Source organism: Novosphingobium capsulatum NBRC 12533 (assembly GCF_001598375.1).
GTDB lineage: Bacteria > Pseudomonadota > Alphaproteobacteria > Sphingomonadales > Sphingomonadaceae > Novosphingobium > Novosphingobium capsulatum.
In genome coordinates this window covers 291,521-311,685 of sequence record NZ_BCYV01000009.1, presented here as the reverse complement: position 1 = coordinate 311,685, position 20,165 = coordinate 291,521, and the positions used below count along the sequence as shown (strand labels likewise).

Here is a 20,165-nt window from a genome sequence, read left to right as displayed (position 1 = left end):
GGTGGAAGCTCTGGCGCAAAGGTGGATTTGGCCTCCACCACCCCCCGACCCCCTCCTCTGAAGAGGAGGGGGAGGGTACGGCCCAGCCCTTCGCTTTCTTTGGAAGGATATGCCGGGGTGGTGCGAGGTACAGCACGGCGGTTTGTTACCCCAGCCGGGCCAGCGCGGCGGCCAGGCGCTGGCTTTCCGCGCTGTGGTGGGCGTGGTCGGCGCGGGCCTTTTCCACCGCTTCGGGCTTGGCGCGTTCGACGAACGACGGGTTGCCCAGGCGGCCTTCGAGGGCCTTGGCTTCCTTTTGCGCGGCGGCCAGGGCCTTTTCCAGGCGGGCCTTTTCCGCGGCGATGTCGATGATCCCTTCCAGCGGCACCACCAGCGTGGCATCGCCCGCCACGATCTGCATGGCAGCGCCCGCAGGGGCCGAGGCGAAGTGGATTGCCGAAAGGCGCGCCAGGCGTTCGATCGCGGCCGGGTTGGCGGCGATGATCGCGGCGGTGCGCTCGCTCGGCGCAGCCAGATAGGCATCGAGCCGGGCGCCGGGCGCGATGCCCAGTTCGTTCTTGGCGGTGCGCAGCGCGGAAACCAGCGCGATAAGCCATTCCACTTCGGCCTTGGCATCGGCGTCGACGCTGGCCTGCGGCGCGGGCCAGCGAGCAACGATCAGTTCGTTGTCGCGGGCGCCAAGTGCGTGCCACAGTTCCTCGGTCACGAAGGGCATGAACGGGTGGAGCATGACCAGGATCTGGTCGAGCACCCAACCGGCCACGGCGCGGGTTTCATCGTCGAACGAACCCTTGATCAGTTCGATGTACCAGTCGCAGAACGTGTCCCACACGAAGTGGTAGATCGTGTTGGCTGCCGCATCAAAGCGGAGGTCGGCCATCGCTTGGTCGAGTGCAGCAACGGTTTCCACCACTTCGCCCACGATCCAGCGGTTGACCGCGCTGGTCGCCTGCGGGGCTTCCAGCGTGGTGGAGGCGGCAATGCCGTTGGCCTGGCAAAAGCGCGCTGCATTCCACAGCTTGGTGGCGAAGTTGCGATAGCCCTCCACCCGCTTCTCATCCATCTTCACGTCGCGGCCCTGGCTTTCCATCGCCGCCATGAAGAAGCGCAGCGCATCGGCGCCGTACTTGTCGATCAGGCCCAGCGGATCGACCACGTTGCCCTTGGACTTGGACATCTTCTGCCCATCGGCCGCGCGCACCAGCCCGTGCAGGTAGAGCCGCTTCCACGGCACTTCGTTCATGAAGTGCAGGCCCTGCATGGCCATGCGGGCATCCCAGAAGAACAGGATGTCAAAGCCCGAGACCAGCAGGTCATTGGGATAGTGGCGCTGCACCAGCGTGGTATCGTCGGGCCAGCCCAGCGTGGCAAACGGCCACAGGGCGGACGAGAACCACGTGTCGAGCACGTCTTCGTCGCGGGTGAGCGGCTTGTTGCCGGCAAGGGCCTGCGCCTCTTCCTCGGTTTCCGCGACATAGGCCTTGCCATCGGCATCGTACCACGCCGGGATGCGGTGGCCCCACCACAGCTGGCGCGAGACGCACCAGGGCTGGATGTTTTCCATCCAGTTGAAGAAGGTCTTTTCCCACGACTTGGGCACGATCTCGATGGCGCCCGAGCGCACCGCCTCGATCGGCTTGCGGGCAAGGAATTCGGCATTCACATACCACTGGTCGGTCAGCCAGGGTTCGATCACCACGCCGCCGCGATCGCCATATGGCGTCTGGATCGTGCGCGGTTCGGCGTCGTGCTCGGTCTCGTTGCCGTCCTTGTCCTTGGTGACATGGGGCACGAGCAGGCCTTGCGCCTTGAGCGCCTCGACCACGGCCTTGCGCGCGTCAAAGCGATCGAGGCCGACGAACGCCGCGGGGATCAGGCCATCGACGGTCTGCACCACCTTGGCCTCGGCATCGAGCATGTTGAGCATGTCGCGTGCTTCGATTCCGGCGCGCTTGCCGACTTCAAAGTCGTTGAAATCGTGACCCGGGGTGATCTTCACCGCGCCGGTGCCCAGCGCCGGATCGGCGTGTTCGTCGGCCACGATCGGAATGCGCCGGCCCGTCAGCGGCAGCACGACATGCTTGCCGATCACGCTCTTGTAGCGTTCGTCGTCGGGGTGCACGGCCACCGCCATGTCGGCCAGCATGGTTTCCGGGCGCGTGGTGGCCACCACGATATGATCGGCGCCGCTGTCGAGCGTCACGCCATCTGCGAGGGGATAGCGGAAGCGCCAGAAATGGCCCTGCACCTCGCGCGTTTCCACTTCGAGGTCGGAAATCGCGGTCTTGAGCTTGGGGTCCCAGTTGACCAGCCGCTTGTCGCGGTAGATCAGGCCCTGGTTGTGCAGGTCAACAAAGACCTTGACCACGGCGCGGGTGAAGTGCGGGTCCATGGTGAACTGCTCGCGGGTCCAGTCCATCGAGCAGCCCAGGCGGCGCAGCTGGCGGGTGATGGTGCCGCCGCTTTCCGCTTTCCATTCCCACACCTTGTCGACGAACTGCTCGCGCGTGTAGTTGGTCCGCTTGTCCTGGTTCGCTTCCAGCTGGCGTTCCACCACCATCTGCGTGGCGATGCCGGCGTGGTCGGTGCCCACCACCCACAGCGCGTCCTTGCCCTTGAGGCGTTCGTGGCGGATCACGATGTCTTGCAGCGTGTTGTCCAGCGCATGGCCGATATGGAGCGAGCCGGTTACGTTGGGCGGCGGGTTCACGATGGTGAACGGGGTGGCATTGGGGCGTTCCGGGCGAAACAGGCCCTTGCCTTCCCAATGGCCATACCAGCGCGCCTCGATAGCGCCCGGTTCGAACGTCTTGGCCAGCTGGTCCTGGCCCGATTCCTGCTGCGTAGTGGTCTCGCTCATGGCTGGCGCCTTGCCAGTTGCCGCCCACTATCGCAAGCGGCGGCGGGAACGGAAAAGCCGCTTCCTGCGTTTCGCCGCACGTGATGCACTTGTCGCCCCCTCCATTTTCGCCCATGAAGTGGGCAGGATGAGAGCCTTAGCCGATTTCACGATAGAGCCGGGCCAGGGCGGTGGCGGCAATGTGCTGCATTTCAGCGGCCCGATGGTGGTATCTTCCCTGGGTCTGGTCGACCGGCGCCTGCGCCAGATCGCCGATCCGGTGGACGAGATCGACGTCAGCGACGTGGAACGCATGGACACCGTTGGCGCCTGGACGGTGTGGCGCCTGTCACAGCAGCTCGGCGCCAAGATCGTCAATTGCCGCGACGAGGCCGAACGCCTGATCAACGCGATCAGCAAGGCCGACGAAAACCGCGAAAGCATCCGCGCTCCGCGCCTGCCGCTGATTGAGCGCGTGCCCGATGAAGTGGGCAAGATGGTCATTGCGCTGGCGGTGGGGTTCCTGCAGATCATTGGCTTCCTGGGCCAGGCGATTTCGGCGATCGGCATGACGCTGCGCCATCCGCGCCGCTTTCGCGGGCTTGCGCTTGTCCATCAGATGGAACTGGTGGGTGTCAACGCGCTCGGCATCGTCGGGCTGATGAGCTTTTTGGTAGGCGTGGTGATCGCGCAGCAGGGGGCGGTGCAGCTGCAGCAGTTCGGCGCGGAAATCTATACGATCAACCTCGTCGGCCGCCTGACCCTGCGTGAGCTGGGCATCCTGATGACCGCGATCATGGTCGCCGGGCGATCGGGATCGGCCTTTGCCGCGCAGCTGGGCACGATGAAGCTGACCGAGGAAGTGGACGCCATGCGCACGATCGGCGTTTCGCCGACCGAGGCGCTGGTGCTGCCGCGCATCCTGGCAACGATGATCATGCTGCCCCTGCTGGGCATCTATTCCTCGGTGCTGGGCATCATCGGCGGGGCGTTTCTCGGCTCGGTGTCGCTGGGCATTCCGTTCCTCACCTTCCTGGCGCGCATCCAGGAAGTGGTGCCGATCCACGACGTGTGGGTCGGGCTGGTCAAGGGGCCGGTGTTCGGCCTGATCGTCGCGCTCGCCGGCTGCTACCAGGGCATGCAGGTCAAGACCAATGCCGAAGAGGTGGGCACGCGCACCACCTCTGCCGTGGTTCTGGCGATCTTTACCGTGATCGTGCTCGACGCCTTCTTTGCGGTGTTCTTCACCAAGATCGGCTGGGGATGAGCCATGCATGATCCCCAGGCGCACCTGGCGCCGATCCCCGACGAATTCGAAGGCGATTACCCGATCCGCGTGCGTGGGCTGGTCAATCGCTTTGACGACCATGTGATCCACGACGGTCTCGATCTCGATGTGAAGCGGGGCGAGATCATCGGCGTGGTGGGTGGCTCGGGCACCGGCAAATCGGTGCTCATGCGCTCGATCATCGGCCTGCAGATTCCGCAGGAAGGTTCGATCGAAGTGCTCGGCCGCTCGATCACCGACGCGCGCGATGATGACGATATCGATATCCGCAGCCAGTGGGGCGTGCTGTTCCAGGGCGGGGCGCTGTTTTCCACGCTGACCGTGGCGGAAAACGTCGAGGTGCCGCTGCGCGAGTTCTATCCCGAGATCACCGACGAACTGCGCCACGAAATCGCGCGCTACAAGGTGCTGCTGTCGGGCCTGCCGGCCAATGCCACCAGCAAGTATCCGTCAGAGCTTTCGGGCGGGATGAAGAAGCGCGCTGGCCTGGCGCGCGCGCTGGCGCTCGATCCGGAACTGCTGTTCCTGGACGAGCCGACCGCCGGGCTCGACCCGATCGGGGCTGCCGCGTTCGATACCCTGATCCGCAGCCTGCAGGAAACCTTGGGACTGACCGTGTTCCTGATCACCCACGATCTCGATACGCTCTATGAAATCTGCGATCGGGTGGCGGTGCTCGCCGACAAGAAGGTGATTGCCGTGGGCACGATCCCCGAACTGCTGGCGCTGGATCACCCATGGATCCAGGAATACTTCAACGGACCGCGCGGTCGGGCGGCCAAGGATGCGCAAGATCGCGAAGCGGCCCATGTGGTAAAACCCAATCCCGAGGCGGCCACCTCCGCGATGGAACAGGAATAAGCGATGGAAACGCGGGCAAACCATATCTGGGTCGGGGCCGTCACGCTGCTGCTGCTGATCGGCGCGGCGGTGCTCACCATCTGGATCGCGCGGCTGAACCAGAACGCGCAGAACGAATACGACATCTTCTTCAAGCAATCGGTCGATGGCCTGGCCAAGGGATCGGAAGTGTCGTTTTCGGGCGTGCCCTCGGGCCAGGTGAAAGATATCGAACTGTGGGAGAAAGACCCGGAGTTCGTGCGCGTGCGCATCGCCATCGACAAGCGCGTGCCGATCCTGATGGGCACCACTGCCAGCATCCAGGGCAGCTTTACCGGCGTTTCCACGATCCAGCTGGCCGGCGCCGTCAAGGGCGCGCCGCCGATTGACCAGCCTGGACCGGAAGGGGCGCCCGTGATCCCGACCAAGCGTTCGGGCCTGGGCGAAATCCTGTCCAACGCGCCGCTGCTGCTGGAGCGCCTGGCCACCCTGACCGAGCGCCTGACCATGGTGCTGTCTGACAAGAACCAGAAGTCGATCGAGAACATCCTGGCGCATACCGACAAGATGACTGCCAACCTGGCCGATGCCTCGCCGCAGGTGCAGCGCACCCTGGCCGAGCTGCAGTCCACGCTGCGCCAGGCGACCTATACCCTGTCGGCCTTTGAAAAGGTTGCTGGTTCGGCCGATAATCTGCTCAACGACCAAGGCAATGGCCTGGCCAAGCAGCTGCGCGATACGCTCAAGTCTGCCCAGGCGGCGGCCGATGCACTCAATGATACGGCCAAGTCTGCGCAGCCGGGGCTCAAGCGGTTTGACCAGCAGACGCTCCCGGCAGCCGATGCGGCGCTGCGTGATCTTCAGGCCACCACCCGTTCCTTGCGTGAATTGACCGATCGCATCAACGATCGCGGCGTCAGCAGCGTGGTCGGCAGCCCCAAGCTGCCCGACTACAAGCACTGATCGTTGCGCCATAGATCTCCACTGGGGGAATTTGACATGCCGTTTCGCCCGCTCATCCCCGCCTCGCGCCCGGCTCTCGGTGCGCTGCTGGTGGCTGCCCTCAGCCTGTCGGGCTGTGTCAGCATCGGTGGCAAGGCGCCTGCCACGCTGCTGGCGCTCAGCTCTGATGCCACGGTTCCAGCCGGGCAGGGCGCCTCGGGCACGCTGGCCAAGTCTGTCGTGGTGATGGAGCCTTCGGCCGATGCGCGCGTCTCGGTTCTGCGCGTGCCAGTGCAGATCGATGCCAGCAACGTCGCCTACATCAAGAAGACACAGTGGGTCGAACGCCCGGCGCGCCAGTTGCAGCACCTGATCGCCGAAACCCTGCGCGCCAAGGGCGGCCGCCTGGTGGTGGAAAGCGATATCGACCAGTGGCAGCAGCGGCTTTCGGGCCGCCTGCTGGCCATGGGCTATGACCTGCCGAGCCACAGCGCCGTGGTGCGCTTTGACGCCGTGAAGGAAGCACCGGGCGGCCAGATAGAGACCCGCCGCTTCGAGGCGCGCGTGCCCAATGTCAGCGACGATGCCGCAGCCATCGGCCCGGCGCTGAATCAGGCTGCCAACGACGTGGCGCGCCAGGTGGTCGACTGGCTGGGGTGATCGGGCGCCGGGGCGCGGCTGTGGTCAGCCGTGCTTGCGGCCCGAACCCGATTTGTTGCCGCCGCCGTCCTGCTTGTTGACGGTGGCCCAGGCGCGCGCTTCGGCTTCCTTGGGTTCTACGCCGCGCGCTTCATAGCTCTCCTCGATGTGCTCCGCCTTGCGTTTCTGCTTGTCGGTATAGGCGTCTTTGCTGCCTTGCGGCATCGTCGTTCTCCTGGGCCAAAGTCATCGGCACTGTCTGCCAGTTCCTGATCAAGGGGTGGCGCGCACGATGGTTCCGGCAAATTTGCGCCAATTGATCTATCGCACCGACACCGCCGCCAGCGCATGGCACATCCGGCCTCACCCAAGGGGGATCGCGCGATAGTCCGCCGCGCGGCGTTCCTTCCGGGGCGTTTGACCCATGCGTCCAAGGAGGCTCGACCAATGTTGCCCACGTTTCCCCGCCTGATCCTGGCCTGTGCCATGGCCTGTGTTACCGTGCCGCTGGCGTCCGTGCCGGCCCAGGCTGCCGCCCATGCCGGATCGGCCGATGCCCAGGCGCTGCTCTCACGCGCGGTGGCCGAAGTGAAAGGCGTTGGCGCGCCCAAGGCCTTTGCCGAATTCAACGATCCCAACGGCCCGTTCCACACCCGTGAGCTGTACGTTTTCGTGTTCAGTATGACCGGCCGCTATGAAGCGTCGGGTGCCGATCCCAAGCTTGCTGGCAGCGATGCCAGCGCCATGACCGATGCCGAAGGCCGCCCCTTCGTGCAGGACATGATCGCGCTCGCCAAGGCCAAGGACGGCGGTCGGGTGGACTATGTCTGGCTCAACCGTGTGGACAACCGGGTGGAGCACAAGCGCTCGCTGGTCCAGCGCGTGGGCGACCACATTGTCGGCGTGGGGTACTATGCCGGCTGATAACCAGGGCTGATCGGGCTTGGCCGCGTGCGGGGCACGTTTGGCCGCCTGACGGGTTTGACATCCACGGCCCCGCCGCGTTCATCGCGTGGCGGGGCGTCGATGAAGGATGTCAGCGCCCGTGTTTCAGGAAAGCCAGTCGTTTGCCGATACCCGCGTCCGTACCTCGCGCGCGATCGGCCTGGCCCGCGTGCTGTGCATCCTGGGTATTGTCTATGTCCACGCCTGGACCGGGCTCTATGGCCCGGCGTTGACCGCGCTCGACCATACGCCGCAGGGCCTGTTGCGCTGGGGCCTGATCGAACTCTTGGCGCGCTCGTCGGTGCCGCTGCTCAGCCTGGTGTCGGGCTGGCTGGTGGGCCCGTCGCTGGCGCGGCGCGGCGCGCGGGCATTCCTTGCCGGCAAGGCGCGCACCGTGGTCGTGCCGATGCTGGCATGGAATGCCATTGCCATCGTCGTGGTATCGGGCGCTGCCTACCTTGGGTTGCTCTATGCGCCGCAGCCCACGTCGTGGGGCTGGTTGGCCAACGAGTTGACCGGCCTTGCCCACCCGAACGAGATCAACGTGCAGATGCCGTTCCTGCGCGATCTGTTCGTCTGCCTGCTCGCCGCGCCGCTGCTGGTGCGGCAGGGCGATCGCACGCTGGCGGTGGTGGCGGTTGCCGCCCTGGCGTGGAGCCTGGCGCCGCCGGTTTTCCCGCTGTTGCAGCGCCCGTCCATCCTGGGTTTCTTTGTCCTGGGCATGCTGGTGCGCCGGCACGATGCGGCTGCACGGATTGCCGGCGCGCCGCTGGTGCTGATCCTGGCACCCTATCTGGCGCTATCGGGGGTGAAAATCTGGCTGGAACTCTATGGCGAAGCGCAGGGGCTGGCGTCGCCCTTGCTCATGGCGGCGGTCGATCTGGCCATGCGCGGCGCCACGGCGCTGTGCTTCTGGGCGTTGGCCTGGCGCCTTGCTGCCACGCGCGCCGGGGGCGTGCTGCTGCGGCTGGAGCCGGCGATGTTCCTGCTGTTCTGCTGTCACCTGATCCTGATCTGGTGCGCTGGCCCTGCCATCGGCCGCCTGACTGGCCCGCTGGGAGCGCCGGCCTATCCCTTGTTCCTGCTGGCCCAGCCACTGCTGGCGCTGGGCGCCACGCTCTTGCTGGGCAGGCTGCTTGTGGCCATCAGCCCGCCGCTGGCGCAATGGCTCAGCGGCGGGCGTCTGGCCTTGCAGCGTTAGTCTTCGTCTTCGTCTTCCAGCAGGCCTTCTTCCTCTTCCTCCCAGCCCTTTTCGTCCTCTTCTTCCTCGTCTTCCTCCAGCGCATCGATCAGCGCCTGGGCAAACATGGGGATGTCATCGGGCTTGCGGCTGGTGATGAGGTTGCCGTCGATCGCCACGGCCTGGTCCACCACATCGGCCCCGGCATTTTCCAGGTCGGTGCGGATCGAGGGCCAGCCGGTTACCGTGCGGCCATCGATGATGTCGGCTTCCACCAATAGCCAGGGGCCGTGGCAGATCGCCGCGATCGGCTTGTCCATGTCGTCGAATTCCTCGACCAGCTCGATCACGCGGGATTCGAGCCGCAGCGCATCGGGGTTCATCTGGCCGCCGGGCAGCAGCAGGGCGTCGAAGTCATCTGCTTCCACCGCGTCGAGGCGCATGTCCACCTTGACGCTTTCGCCCCAGTCGGTGTGGTTCCAGCCCTTGATCGAGCCGGTCTTGGGGCTGGCGACTACGGTTTCGATGCCGGCTGCTTCCAGCGCCTTTTTCGGTTCAAGCAGTTCGGATTGTTCAAAGCCGTCGGTCGCCAGGATCAGCACGCGTTTGGCCATGGTCATTCTCCGTCTAATCGGGGGGTACTTGCCCACAATGGCCCGCCGTGATGACAGTTCCGGAGGTTTCGTTTTGTTCACGGTATTGCTACACGGATTCGGCCATGGCCGATGATTTCAAAGATCCGTTCGACGCTATCGTCGATGCTCCCTTCGACTCCGCCCTGTCGGAGCGATACCTGGTCTATGCGCTGTCCACGATCACGGCGCGATCGCTGCCCGATCTGCGCGATGGTTTGAAGCCCGTGCATCGCCGCCTGCTCTGGGCGATGCGGCAGCTGAAACTCGATCCCAACGGCGCGTTCAAGAAATCGGCGCGCGTGGTGGGTGATGTGATCGGCAAGTATCACCCGCATGGCGATGCCAGCGTCTATGACGCGATGGTCCGCCTCGCCCAGGATTTCGCGCTGCGCTATCCGCTGGTCGAGGGGCAGGGCAATTTCGGCAATATCGATGGCGATAACGCGGCGGCCTATCGCTATACCGAAGCGCGGCTGACCGCGACGGCGATCCGGCTGATGGCCGGGCTCGACGAAGGCACGGTCGATTTCCTGCCGACCTACAATGGCGAGGAGCAGGAACCGGAAATCTTTCCCGGGCTGTTCCCCAACCTGCTGGCCAATGGTGCCAGCGGCATTGCCGTGGGCATGGCCACCAACATTCCCAGCCACAACGTGGCCGAGATCGTCGATGCCACGCTTTTGCTGATCGACAATCCCCACGCCGAACATGCCCAGCTGATGGAAGTTTTCCATGGCCCCGATTTCCCCACCGGGGGCGTGGTCGTCGATAGCCCGACGGCAATTTCGGCTGCCTATGAAACCGGGCGCGGTTCGATCCGCGTGCGCGGGCGCTTTTCGACCGGCCGGGCCGAGGATGGCACCTGGGAAGGCAGCGGGATCGAGCGGCTGGGCAGCGGCCAGTGGCAGCTGGTGATTTCCGAAATCCCCTACATGGTGCAAAAGGGCAAGCTGATCGAACAGATCGCCGCCCTGATCGGCGACAAGAAGCTACCGATCCTGGAAGACGTGCGCGATGAAAGCGACGAGCACATCCGCATCGTGCTCGTGCCCAAGAGCCGCAATGTCGATCCCGAACTGCTCAAGGAATCGCTCTATCGGCTGACCGATCTGGAAACGCGCTTTGGCCTCAACCTTAACGTGCTGGATTCGCAGCGCACGCCGGGCGTGCTGGGGCTGAAGCTGCTGTTGCAGGAATGGGTGGTCAGCCAGATCGATATCATGCTGCGCCGGACGCAGCACCGGCTGGACAAGATCGCCGCGCGGCTCGAACTGCTCGAAGGCTATATCATTGCCTATCTCAACCTCGATCGGATCATCGAGATCATCCGTACCGAGGACGAGCCCAAGCCAGTGATGATGGCCGAATTCGGCCTGACCGATCGCCAGGCCGAAGCCATTCTCAACATGCGCCTGCGCAGCTTGCGCAAGCTGGAAGAGATGGAATTGCGCCGCGAGCACGACGCCCTGCTGGCCGAGCAGGACGATCTCAACAAGCTGCTGGAAAGCCCGGCGCGCCAGCGCACCCGGCTCAAGCGTGAGCTGGCGGCGCTGCGCAAGGAATATGGCCCGGAAACCGCGCTGGGCCGCCGCCGCACCACGATTGCCGAAGCCGCGCCGACGCGCGAATTCTCGATGGATGCGATGATCGAGAAAGAGCCGGTCACCGTCGTGCTTTCGGCGCGCGGCTGGATTCGCGCGGCCAAGGGGCATCTGCCGCTCGATACCGAGTTCAAGTTCAAGGAAGGCGATGGCCCGGCCTGGGTCTTGCACGCGCAGACCACCGACAAGCTGCTGGTCGCGCTCGACAATGGGCGGTTCTACACGCTCGGCGCCGACAAGCTGCCCGGTGCGCGCGGCTTTGGCGAGCCGATCCGCACCATGGTCGATATCGATCCCGACGCGCACATTATGGCGCTGGTGGTCTATCGGCCCAAGGGGCAGTTGCTGCTGGCCGCCAATACCGGGCGCGGCTTTGCCGCCGAGATGGACGAACTGCTGGCCGAAACCCGGAAAGGGCGCGGCGTGGTATCGACCAAGCCCGGTGTCAGCCTCAAGATCGTGCGGGAAATCGCGCCCAAACATGATCACGTCGCCGTGGTGGGCGAAAACCGCAAGCTGGTGATCTTTGCCCTGTCGGAAGTACCGATCCTGGCCAAGGGGCAGGGGGTGACGCTGCAACGCTATCGCGATGGCGGCTTGTCCGATGCCATCACGCTCAAGCTGGAAGACGGTCTGACCTGGGCCATGGGCGGCGAAACCGGCCGCACCCGCGTGGAAAAGGACCTCCTCCCCTGGAAGGTCGCCCGCGGCGCCGCCGGACGTTTGCCACCTGTTGGCTTCCCGCGGGATAATACGTTCTAGGCAGGTACGGGCGTTTAAGCCGCGCCCTGTTCCTTGGCCGCGTCGACCAGCCAGTCGTGGAATTTGACGAGGCCGGGGTGATCGCGCCAGTCGGGGCGCAGGACGAGGTAGTATTGCCCCTCGTCGACCAGTGCGGTGGCGAACGGGGTGACGAGCGCGCCTGATTGCAGTTCCGGTTCGATCAGGAAGCGGGGGAGCAGAGCGGCGCCCGATCCGGCGGCGGCGGCCTGGGCCAGCATCAGGAAGTGTTCGAAGGTCGCGCCTTTGAGCGGCGGCAGGCCATCGATGCCAGCGAGGGCGAACCAGCGGTTCCAGGCGTTGCGGCGCGAGATCTGGAACAGCAGCGGCTTGCCCAGGAGATCGGCGGGCTCATGCACCCCTTCGGCCGCCAGCCACGATGGCGCGCAGGCCACCACCGCCTGTTCAGTGAACAGCGGGATCATCTCGGCATCGTCCCAATCGGCGGCGCCAAAGTGGATCGCGGCATCGAACCGCTCCTCGCGCAAGTCGAACGGGAACGAGCGCGCGGCGAAATTCACCGTGAGTTCGGGGTGTCGCGCAGTCAGCCCGGGCAGGCGTGGGGCCAGCCAGCGCATGCCGAAGCTGGGCAGCGTGGCGATGGTCAGGTCTCGGCGGCTGCCCCGGTCCATGGCCTTGGCGGTGGCCATGCGGATGCGGCGCAGTGCCGGCTCGATATCCTCGGCATAGGCGCGCCCGGCCTCGTTCAGGGTAACGCGGCGGCCGTGGCGCTGGAACAGTGGGGTCTGCAGGCTTTCTTCCAGCAGCGCGATCTGGCGGCTGACTGCGCTTTGCGTCAGGCCCAGCTGCGCGCCAGCGCGAGAGAAACCGCCTTCGCGCGCGGCGGCCACGAAGCAGGCCAGCGCGGTCATCGAGGGAAGCTCGCGGCGTGATTCACTCATTCCAAAACCCTATCAACAGATGATGCTTACCCGTTTTGATACCCGGCTTTCCTATCATAAATTGCGGCTTGGGACGATATTAGATCGAAAGAGCGCATGATGCAGAACTTGGCAACCATCGAACAAACCGGTGCTGCGGATCTTGTTGAAAATGTCCTGGGCCATGCAGCTGCGGCAAAGATTCGTGCGCTGGCTGCCCCGATGGTGCCCACCGGCGGTCATGCCCCGGTCAACGGTATCGATGCCTTGCGTTTTGCCGAGGCGCTCAATCTCGTGCTCTTTGCCGATCTTTTGAAGCGCGTGCCCGAAGGTGCCGAATACGTGGACGAATGCGTGGCCCAAGGCCGCCGCATCGTGCTTGACCACGGGGCGCTGCGCACGGTGCTGCTGCCGCAGGGCGCGCGCTGCGCCATGCCGCAGGGCGTGGAAGCGTTCCGCCGCGTGCTTGAACCGCTCGGCTATATCGAAGTGGGCATCTATCCTCTGCCGCGTCTCAAGATGACCGGGCACGTGTGGTGCCATGCCAAGCTGCCCGAAACCATGCCGCAGTTCTTTGTCAGCGAATTGCACGTCGATCAGTTCTCGCCCGCTTTTGCCAAGTCAGCGGTGCGCGTGTTCGGCCCGGCGCTCGATCGCCTCGATGCCGCCACGGCGCAGGTGCTGTCGCGCTTTGCCGCCGGTGGCAGCGTGCCGCAGGACGATGCCGTGGCCGCCCTCAAGGTCGTGATGGGCCTGTTCGATCGCCAGCACCCGGTGCCGTTCGAAAGCGACTATGAGATCCTGCGCGCCGAAAGCGCCGAGGCCGCCTGGATCGCCACCGAAGGCAACGCTTTCAACCACGTGACCGATCGCGTCGCTGATGTGGAGGCAACCGCGCAGGGCGAGCGCGTGGCAGGCCGCAGCATCAAGGACAAGGTGGAGGTTTCCGCCTCGGGCCGGGTGCGGCAGACCGCGCTGCGCGCGGCCCAGGTCAAGCGTTCCTTCCGGGCCGAGGATGGCACGCTGACGGCGCAGACCGTGCCGGGCTCGTTCTTCGAGTTCATCACGCGCCGGGCCGATCCGGCTACGGGCAAGCTCGACCTTACCTTTGACAGCGGCAATGCCACCGGCATCTTCAAGATGACGGCCGCCGCCTGAGAGTTTGCCCCCGTGCCATGGCGCGGGGGTGGTCCATTCATAACAACAACACCAGTTCCGCATCTCGATTGCGGGGAGAAATCGTCATGTCTCAAGCCCTGATGCCGCTCTATGCCCGTGCCCAGATCGAAGTGGAGCGTGGTGAAGGTGTGTGGCTGGAAGCGCGCGACGGCCGCCGCTTCCTCGATTGCGTGGCGGGGATCGCCACGTGCAGCCTGGGCCATGCCCATCCCGGGCTGGTCGCCGCGCTCACCGCGCAGGCGCACAAGCTGTGGCATGTTTCCAACATCTTCCGCATTCCCGGCCAGGAAGAGCTGGCGGAAAAGCTGACCGGCGCCACCTTTGCCGATCTGGTCTATTTCGCCAATTCCGGCACCGAGGCGGTTGAAGCCGCGCTCAAGACCGCGCGTCGCTATCACTTTGCCAAGGGCAATCCCGAGCGGATCGACGTGATCGGCTTTGCCGGGTCGTTCCACGGGCGCACCTATGCGGCGATCAACGCCTCGGGCAATCCCACCTATCTCGAAGGGTTCGGCCCGCGCCTGCCCGGCTTCCACCAGATGTCGGTGGATGACCTGCCCGCGCTCGCCGAAGCGATTGCCCGCCCCACCACGGCGGCCGTGATCGTGGAGCCGGTGCAGGGCGAGGGCGGTGCCCGCGCGCTGTCGGGCGAATTCCTGTTGGAACTGCGCCGCCTGACGCGTGAGCACGGCGTGCTGCTGATCCACGATGAAGTGCAAAGCGGCATGGGCCGTACCGGCAAGCTGTTTGCCCACCAGTGGTTTCCCGGCGCCGAGCCCGACATCATGGCGATTGCCAAGGCGCTGGGCGGCGGTTTCCCGATCGGCGCCTGCCTGGCCAGCGCAGAGGCGGCGAGCGGCATGGTCACCGGCGTGCATGGCACCACGTTTGGCGGCAATCCGCTGGCCATGGCCGTGGGCCTGGCCGTGTTCGACGTGATTGCGCAGGACGCTGCCCTGGCGCATGTTGGCGCGATGTCAGATCGCTTCTATTCCGGCTTTGCCGCCTTGGCGGCGCGCTATCCCGATCAGATCGTGGAAACGCGCGGCAAGGGCCTGCTCATGGGCGTCAAGCTCCATGCCAACAACCGCGAGGTCATGGCCCTGGCCCGCGAGCACGGCCTGCTGGTGGCCGGCGGCGGCGAAAACTGCGTGCGCATGCTGCCTTCGCTGTTGATCACGGCAGAGGAAGTGGACGAGGCGCTGTCCCGCCTCGATGCCACGCTGGCTGATGCGCGTGCACGCGGCTGGGGCCAGGTCGACGCTGCCAGCGCGGTGGCCGCCTGATGCTGGTGGTGCGGCCGGCCGGGCCGGCCGATATCGATGCGCTGCTCGATCTGGCGTTCCTTTCGGGCAAGGGCTTTACCAGCCTGCCCGAAGACCGCGCCGTGCTGGCCGAGCGGCTGGCGCTTTCCGCGCAAAGCTTTGCGCGGGAAGTGTCGCCGCAGCACGCCTGGTACACGCTGATGCTCGAAGACACCGAAACCGGCGTGATCGAGGGCGTGGCCGGGATCAAGGGCGCGGTAGGGCTCGACCGGCCGCACTTTTCATTCCGGGTGATGACCCTGGCGCAGTATTCGTCGGCAACCGGCACGCGGTTCGATCACCAGGCGCTGGTGCTGGTCAACGAATGCACCGGATCGTCGGAAGTGGGATCGCTGTTCCTGCGCCCGCGCAAGCGGCAGGGCGGGGCGGGATCGCTGTTGGCCCGGGCGCGCTATGCGCTGATCGGTGCCAACCGTGATCTGTTTGCCGCCACGATCATGGCCGAACTGCGCGGCTGGTTTGACGAGCGCGATGAAAGCCCGTTCTGGCACGGCATTGCCGCCAAGTTCTTTCGCCTGCCGTTCGAGGATGCCGATCGCATGATCACCGCGACAGACGGGCAGTTCATCCTCGATCTGGCGCCGCGCCACCCGATCTACCTCGAACTGGTCGATCCCGCCGCGCGCGAGGCAATCGCCAAGGTTCATCGCCACGGCGCGCGCGCTGGCGATGCTGGAAGACGAAGGCTTTACCCGTTCGGGCCTGATCGACATTTTCGATGGTGGCCCCACCGTGACGGCGCCGCGCGACCAGATCCGCACGGTTCGCAATGCGCAGACCCTGCCGGCGGCGGCCGGTGTGGTCGAGGTGGCCGCCGACGAGCGGCTGCATCTGGTGGCGGTGCCCGGCCTTGCCACGTTCCGCGCCACGCTGACCCCGGCGCGCATCACCGATGACGCGCTGGTCGTTCCCGAAGCAACCCTGGCCGCCCTGGGCATCCGCCCGGGTGACCCTCTGATCGTGAGTTGATTGCCGTGACCCAAAGGCTCCAGTCGTTCGATCCGGCCCATGGCCGCGTGGTGTGGGAAGGCGAAGTGGCCGACGAGGCGGCCTGCGCCGCTGCGCTGGCCAAGGCCCATGCCGCGTTCCCAGCCTGGGCACGTACCCCGCTGGAAGAGCGCGTGGCGATTGCCCAGCGCTATGCCACGCTGGTCAAGGCCAGCCCGGCGCTGGCCGAGCTGATTTCCGCTGAAACCGGCAAGCTGCTGTGGGAAACGCGCACCGAGCAGGCCTCCATGGCCGGCAAGGTGGCGGTGTCGATCGCGGCGCAAGCCGAACGCACCGGTTCGCGTAGCGCCGATATGCCGTTCGGCAGCGCCACCCTGCGCCATCGCCCACACGGTGTAATGGCCGTGCTGGGTCCCTACAATTTCCCCGGCCACCTGCCCAACGGGCATATCGTGCCGGCGCTGCTGGCGGGCAATACCGTGGTGTTCAAGCCTTCGGAACTGACGCCGGCCACTGGCGCTGCCATGGTGGGCCTGTGGCGTGAATCCGGGCTGCCCGATGGCGTGCTCAATATCGTGCAGGGTGGGCGCGAAACTGGTGAGGCGCTGCTCAAGGGTCGGATCGACGGGCTGCTGTTCACCGGCTCTGCCGCCGCCGGGCAGATTTTCCGCCGCCAGTTTGCCGATCGCCCCGATGTGATCCTGGCGCTGGAACTGGGCGGCAACAATCCGCTGGTGGCCTGGGATGGCGATCCTGCGGCGGTGGCCAGCCTCATCGTCCATTCGGCGTTCGTCACCAGTGGCCAGCGCTGTTCGTGCGCGCGCCGCCTGATCCTGCCCGAGGGCGCGTGGGGCGATGCGGTGATCGCGGCGCTGGTCGATCTGGCGCAGCGCCTGCCGATCGCGGCGTGGGACGAGCCGGGTGAGGCTTTCATGGGCCCGCTGGTGGGCGATGCCCAGGCCCGCGCGGCCCGTGCGGCGGTGGCAGACCTGGTGGCCGCCGGCGCCCGGCCGATCCTGGCCGAAGCCGTGCAGGAAGGACGGCGCGAGGCATTCTTTGCGCCGGTGATCCTCGATGTGACCGGCCTTGCCGTGCCCGATCGCGAGGTCTTTGCCCCGGTGCTGAGCGTGCGGCGCGTGGCCGATTTCGCCGCCGCGCTGGGCAGTGCCAATGATACCGCGTTCGGTCTTTCCGCCGGGCTGGTCTCGGCTGATCCTGCGCTATGGGACGAGTTCCGCCTGATGGTGCGTGCCGGCGTCGTCAACTGGAATCGCCCGACCACGGGCGCTGCGGCCAACATGCCGTTCGGCGGGCTGGGTGACAGTGGCAACCACCGCCCCAGCGCCTATTACGCCGCGGATTATTGCGCCTGGCCGATGGCCAGTTTCGAGGCGCCGACGATTGCGGCACAGCCGGTGCCGGGCATTCCGTCATAAATTGCAAAAGGTGCCGAAAATATTCGGCACCTTTTTTTCGGTCGTGCGTTATTGGCGCTACGGATGACCCAGCAAACTGAATCAAGCGGCCAGGTTCCTGCCGAGCAGGCGGAAGCCTTTGCCGTGGATCTCAGCAATTGCGACCGCGAGCCGATCCATGTTCTGGGCATCATTCAGCCCTTCGGATTTCTCGTCGCCATCACGCCCGATTGGATGGTTGCGCGGGTCTCTGAAAACATTGATCAATTTACCGGCATGGCTGCGCACGACGTGCTGGGCCAGCCGCTTACCCATCTGCTCGACCGCGAGGCAATCCACACCATCCGCAACCGGCTGACCACGCTGCGTGGCGCCGATGCGGTAGAGCGGATTTTCGCCCTGCCATTGCTGGCTGGGCAGCCGCCGTTCGACGTGGCGCTGCATTTCGCCGGGCGCGAGATCGTGATCGAGGCCGAGCCGGCAGCGCTGGAGCCGATCGAGGCGACCTCGGTGGTGCGCAGCATGATCGGCCGGCTGCAACAGGTGGAAGGCCTACCCGCGTTCCTGCGGGAAGGCGCGCGCCAGGTGCGGGCGATCACCGGGTTTGACCGGGTCATGGTCTATCGCTTCGATGCGCAGGAATCGGGCGAGGTCGTCGCTGAATCCGCGCGACATGGCATCGACAGCTTTCTGGGGCTGCACTATCCCGCCAGCGATATTCCGGCCCAGGCGCGCCAGCTCTATCTGCGCAATACCTTTCGCGTGATTGCTGACGTTGGGTCTACACCGGTGCCCCTGGTGCCGCAGCGCGATCCCGATGGACTGCTGCTGGACCAGTCGCTGTCCGTTCTGCGCGCAGTGTCGCCAATCCACATCGAATACCTGCACAACATGGGCGTATGCGCGTCGCTGTCGATCTCGATCGTGGTGGGTGGCAAGCTGTGGGGGCTGTTTGCCTGCCATCACTACTCCCCGCGCCTGCCCAGCATGGCCGCACGCAGCGCGGCTGAACTGTTTGGCCAGATGTTCTCGCTCATGCTCGACGCGCGGGAAAACGCCCAGGCTCGCGAGTATGAAGCGCGCGGTCGCGCCGTTACCGATCGCTTGCTGGCCACCGTGGCGCAGGACAATGACCTGCTCGACAATCCGCAATGGCTGGCCGACGTGATCGGCGATGCCATTCCCGCCGATGGCATCGGCGTGCATGTGCGCGGCCAGACCTCGCTGGTGGGGCTGACCCCCAATGACGACCAGTTTGACAGCATCGTGCGCCTGCTCAACCGGGTCTCTTCCGGGCAGGTCTTTGCCACCGAGACGATTGCCAAGATGCTGCCAGCCGCGGCCGATCACGCCGACGTGGCGGCCGGCATGCTGGCGATTCCGCTGTCGCGCGAGCCGCGTGACTATATCGTGCTGTTCCGGGCAGAACGCCTGCGCGAGGTGCGCTGGGGCGGCAAGCCGGAAAAGGAAATGGTGCACGGCCCCAACGGCCCGCGCCTGACCCCGCGCAAGAGTTTCGAGGCCTGGGCGCAACTGGTAAAGGGCACGTGCCAGCCGTTTACTCCGGCCGAGCGCCGCGTGGCTGAAGCGCTGCGCGTGGGCATGCTGGAAGTGCTGGTGCGCCTGGCGGAAACCGCCGGGGTGGAGCGGGCCCGTGCGTCGGAACGGCAGGAACTGCTGATTGCCGAACTCAATCACCGCGTGCGCAATATTCTCTCGCTTATCCGCGGCCTGATCGCGCAGACCCGCGATGGCGCCGCCGATGTGGCGGGCTTTATCGTCACGCTCGATGATCGCATCCGCTCGCTCGCCCGCGCGCATGACCAGATCACCGCCGATCGCTGGGGGCCGGCGCGGCTGGCTGACCTGGTAGAAGTCGAAGCCGGCGCCTATCTGCGCGCGCAATCCGAACGCGTGGTGGCGCAGGGCGAGAACGTGCTGCTTTATCCCACCGCCTACGTCACGATTGCCCTGGTCATCCACGAATTGATGACCAATGCCGTGAAGTATGGCGCGCTCGCCGGGCAGGGCACGGTGCACATTTCGTGGGAGCGTGACGGCAGCGGCGGGCTGGTGCTCGATTGGCAGGAACGCGATGGCCCGCCCGTGGCATCGCCCACCCGGCGCGGGTTTGGCAGCACGATCATCGAACGCTCGATCCCCTATGACCTGGGTGGCACGGCCAACATCGCCTATCTGGAACCGGGCGTGCATGCCCGCTTCACCCTGCCCGAACACTGTGTGGCGGGGGTAACGGCGGCGCGGCACAGTGGTCCCACGCCGATCAGCCTGGGCGGGGCGACCACGCCGCTGGACGATTGCAACGTGCTGCTGGTGGAAGACAGCATGATCATCGCGCTCGATGGCGAAGACGCGCTGCGCGAACTGGGCGCGGCGGCGGTCAGCACTGCGCCGACCGTGCGCGATGCGCTGCGCCTGCTGGAGCGGAACGAGTTTGCCTTTGCCCTGCTGGACTTCAACCTGGGCGTGGATACCAGTGCGCCGATCGCCGATCGGCTGACCGAACTGGGCGTGCCATTCGCCTTCGCCACCGGCTATGGCGAAGGCATTGGCAACGAACGCTGGCCCGGCGTGCCGGTGATCAACAAGCCCTATGGTCTCAAGGAACTGCGTGCTGCCGTGGGCCAGGCCCAAGCCGTGCGGCAATCACCCCACGCGGGCACTTGACCGGCAGGGGCCGGGCCGGGCACACCCCGCGCGAGGCGGC

General features: G+C 65.7%; 15 protein-coding genes and 2 pseudogenes. 13 read left to right on the top strand and 4 right to left on the bottom strand.

Annotated features, from left to right (window positions below; all coding sequences use genetic code 11):
* Positions 1–145: 145 nt before the first annotated feature.
* Positions 146–2,860 (bottom strand): valine--tRNA ligase, encoded by a 2,715-nt coding sequence (locus tag SCA01S_RS09975; protein ID WP_062785203.1) that lies wholly within the window; start codon positions 2,858–2,860, stop codon positions 146–148.
* Positions 2,861–2,987: 127 nt separating this feature from the next.
* Between SCA01S_RS09975 and SCA01S_RS09970 the strand changes: the two genes are divergently transcribed.
* Genes SCA01S_RS09970 through SCA01S_RS09955 form a run of 4 tightly spaced genes read left to right on the top strand, consistent with a single transcriptional unit; the run spans position 2,988 to position 6,569 of the window.
* Positions 2,988–4,106 carry an MlaE family ABC transporter permease gene (locus SCA01S_RS09970; protein ID WP_062785201.1) on the top strand — a complete coding sequence of 373 codons (1,119 nt, stop codon included), beginning with the start codon at positions 2,988–2,990 and terminating at the stop codon, positions 4,104–4,106.
* 3 nt (positions 4,107–4,109) lie between these two features.
* Positions 4,110–4,988: an ABC transporter ATP-binding protein gene (locus SCA01S_RS09965; protein WP_022677221.1), complete on the top strand. Its 879-nt coding sequence runs from the start codon at positions 4,110–4,112 to the stop codon at positions 4,986–4,988.
* A 3-nt stretch (positions 4,989–4,991) separates the two neighbouring features.
* Complete coding sequence (locus SCA01S_RS09960; RefSeq protein WP_022677220.1) at positions 4,992–5,930, top strand: MlaD family protein; 939 nt, start codon at positions 4,992–4,994, stop codon at positions 5,928–5,930.
* Between the two features lie 36 nt (positions 5,931–5,966).
* On the top strand, positions 5,967–6,569 hold the full coding sequence (locus SCA01S_RS09955) for an ABC-type transport auxiliary lipoprotein family protein (protein ID WP_062785199.1): 603 nt from the start codon (positions 5,967–5,969) through the stop codon (positions 6,567–6,569).
* A 36-nt stretch (positions 6,570–6,605) separates the two neighbouring features.
* Here the strand turns inward: SCA01S_RS09955 and SCA01S_RS09950 are convergent.
* A pseudogene (locus SCA01S_RS09950) lies at positions 6,606–6,773 on the bottom strand (plasmid stabilization protein); the annotation flags it as partial.
* A gap of 222 nt (positions 6,774–6,995) precedes the next feature.
* Between SCA01S_RS09950 and SCA01S_RS09945 the strand changes: the two are divergent.
* Complete coding sequence (locus SCA01S_RS09945) at positions 6,996–7,472, top strand: cache domain-containing protein (RefSeq protein ID WP_022677217.1); 477 nt, start codon at positions 6,996–6,998, stop codon at positions 7,470–7,472.
* Between the two features lie 109 nt (positions 7,473–7,581).
* A complete protein-coding gene (locus SCA01S_RS09940; RefSeq protein ID WP_062785197.1) occupies positions 7,582–8,694 on the top strand; it encodes an acyltransferase family protein in 1,113 nt (370 codons plus the stop codon).
* Here the strand turns inward: SCA01S_RS09940 and SCA01S_RS09935 are convergent.
* Positions 8,691–9,287 (bottom strand): type 1 glutamine amidotransferase domain-containing protein, encoded by a 597-nt coding sequence (locus SCA01S_RS09935; RefSeq protein ID WP_062785248.1) that lies wholly within the window; start codon positions 9,285–9,287, stop codon positions 8,691–8,693. The genes SCA01S_RS09940 and SCA01S_RS09935 overlap by 4 nt on opposite strands.
* Positions 9,288–9,391: 104 nt before the next feature.
* On the opposite strand from SCA01S_RS09935, the gene parC reads away from it, so the two are divergent.
* Complete coding sequence (gene parC / locus SCA01S_RS09930) at positions 9,392–11,671, top strand: DNA topoisomerase IV subunit A (RefSeq protein ID WP_062785195.1); 2,280 nt, start codon at positions 9,392–9,394, stop codon at positions 11,669–11,671.
* A gap of 14 nt (positions 11,672–11,685) precedes the next feature.
* Here parC and SCA01S_RS09925 read toward each other — a convergent pair whose 3' ends face one another.
* Entirely contained in the window at positions 11,686–12,591 is a 906-nt protein-coding gene (locus SCA01S_RS09925) for a LysR substrate-binding domain-containing protein (RefSeq protein ID WP_054132159.1), read from the bottom strand.
* A gap of 96 nt (positions 12,592–12,687) precedes the next feature.
* Here SCA01S_RS09925 and SCA01S_RS09920 point away from each other — a divergent pair, with 96 nt between their 5' ends.
* From SCA01S_RS09920 to SCA01S_RS09900, 6 genes and pseudogenes are all read left to right on the top strand, one after another.
* Positions 12,688–13,728, top strand: a complete 1,041-nt coding sequence (locus tag SCA01S_RS09920) for a DUF1338 domain-containing protein (RefSeq protein WP_245652509.1) — start codon at positions 12,688–12,690, stop codon at positions 13,726–13,728.
* 86 nt (positions 13,729–13,814) lie between these two features.
* Positions 13,815–15,035: an aspartate aminotransferase family protein gene (locus SCA01S_RS09915; protein WP_062785193.1), complete on the top strand. Its 1,221-nt coding sequence runs from the start codon at positions 13,815–13,817 to the stop codon at positions 15,033–15,035.
* Positions 15,035–15,776 (top strand): annotated as a pseudogene (locus SCA01S_RS23025) (arginine N-succinyltransferase); the annotation flags it as partial. The gene SCA01S_RS09915 and the pseudogene SCA01S_RS23025, both read left to right, overlap by 1 nt.
* Before the next feature lie 30 nt (positions 15,777–15,806).
* Positions 15,807–16,043: a hypothetical protein gene (locus tag SCA01S_RS23085; protein ID WP_500797057.1), complete on the top strand. Its 237-nt coding sequence runs from the start codon at positions 15,807–15,809 to the stop codon at positions 16,041–16,043.
* Positions 16,044–16,048: 5 nt separating this feature from the next.
* A complete protein-coding gene (gene astD, locus SCA01S_RS09905; protein WP_062785191.1) occupies positions 16,049–17,458 on the top strand; it encodes a succinylglutamate-semialdehyde dehydrogenase in 1,410 nt (469 codons plus the stop codon).
* Between the two features lie 63 nt (positions 17,459–17,521).
* The gene (locus SCA01S_RS09900; protein WP_084390908.1) at positions 17,522–20,125 is read left to right on the top strand and encodes an HWE histidine kinase domain-containing protein; all 2,604 of its coding nucleotides are present in this window, start codon (positions 17,522–17,524) and stop codon (positions 20,123–20,125) included.
* Positions 20,126–20,165: the final 40 nt, after the last annotated feature.

What these genes read in the sequence shown, in the direction of transcription:
- SCA01S_RS09975 (WP_062785203.1), bottom strand. Translation starts at nt 2,860, where the DNA reads ATGAGCGAGACCACTACGCAGCAGGAATCGGGCCAGGACCAGCTGGCC.
- SCA01S_RS09970 (WP_062785201.1), top strand. Translation starts at nt 2,988, where the DNA reads ATGAGAGCCTTAGCCGATTTCACGATAGAGCCGGGCCAGGGCGGTGGC.
- SCA01S_RS09965 (WP_022677221.1), top strand. Translation starts at nt 4,110, where the DNA reads ATGCATGATCCCCAGGCGCACCTGGCGCCGATCCCCGACGAATTCGAA.
- SCA01S_RS09960 (WP_022677220.1), top strand. Translation starts at nt 4,992, where the DNA reads ATGGAAACGCGGGCAAACCATATCTGGGTCGGGGCCGTCACGCTGCTG.
- SCA01S_RS09955 (WP_062785199.1), top strand. Translation starts at nt 5,967, where the DNA reads ATGCCGTTTCGCCCGCTCATCCCCGCCTCGCGCCCGGCTCTCGGTGCG.
- SCA01S_RS09945 (WP_022677217.1), top strand. Translation starts at nt 6,996, where the DNA reads ATGTTGCCCACGTTTCCCCGCCTGATCCTGGCCTGTGCCATGGCCTGT.
- SCA01S_RS09940 (WP_062785197.1), top strand. Translation starts at nt 7,582, where the DNA reads ATGTCAGCGCCCGTGTTTCAGGAAAGCCAGTCGTTTGCCGATACCCGC.
- SCA01S_RS09935 (WP_062785248.1), bottom strand. Translation starts at nt 9,287, where the DNA reads ATGGCCAAACGCGTGCTGATCCTGGCGACCGACGGCTTTGAACAATCC.
- parC (WP_062785195.1), top strand. Translation starts at nt 9,392, where the DNA reads ATGGCCGATGATTTCAAAGATCCGTTCGACGCTATCGTCGATGCTCCC.
- SCA01S_RS09925 (WP_054132159.1), bottom strand. Translation starts at nt 12,591, where the DNA reads ATGAGTGAATCACGCCGCGAGCTTCCCTCGATGACCGCGCTGGCCTGC.
- SCA01S_RS09920 (WP_245652509.1), top strand. Translation starts at nt 12,688, where the DNA reads ATGATGCAGAACTTGGCAACCATCGAACAAACCGGTGCTGCGGATCTT.
- SCA01S_RS09915 (WP_062785193.1), top strand. Translation starts at nt 13,815, where the DNA reads ATGTCTCAAGCCCTGATGCCGCTCTATGCCCGTGCCCAGATCGAAGTG.
- SCA01S_RS09900 (WP_084390908.1), top strand. Translation starts at nt 17,522, where the DNA reads ATGACCCAGCAAACTGAATCAAGCGGCCAGGTTCCTGCCGAGCAGGCG.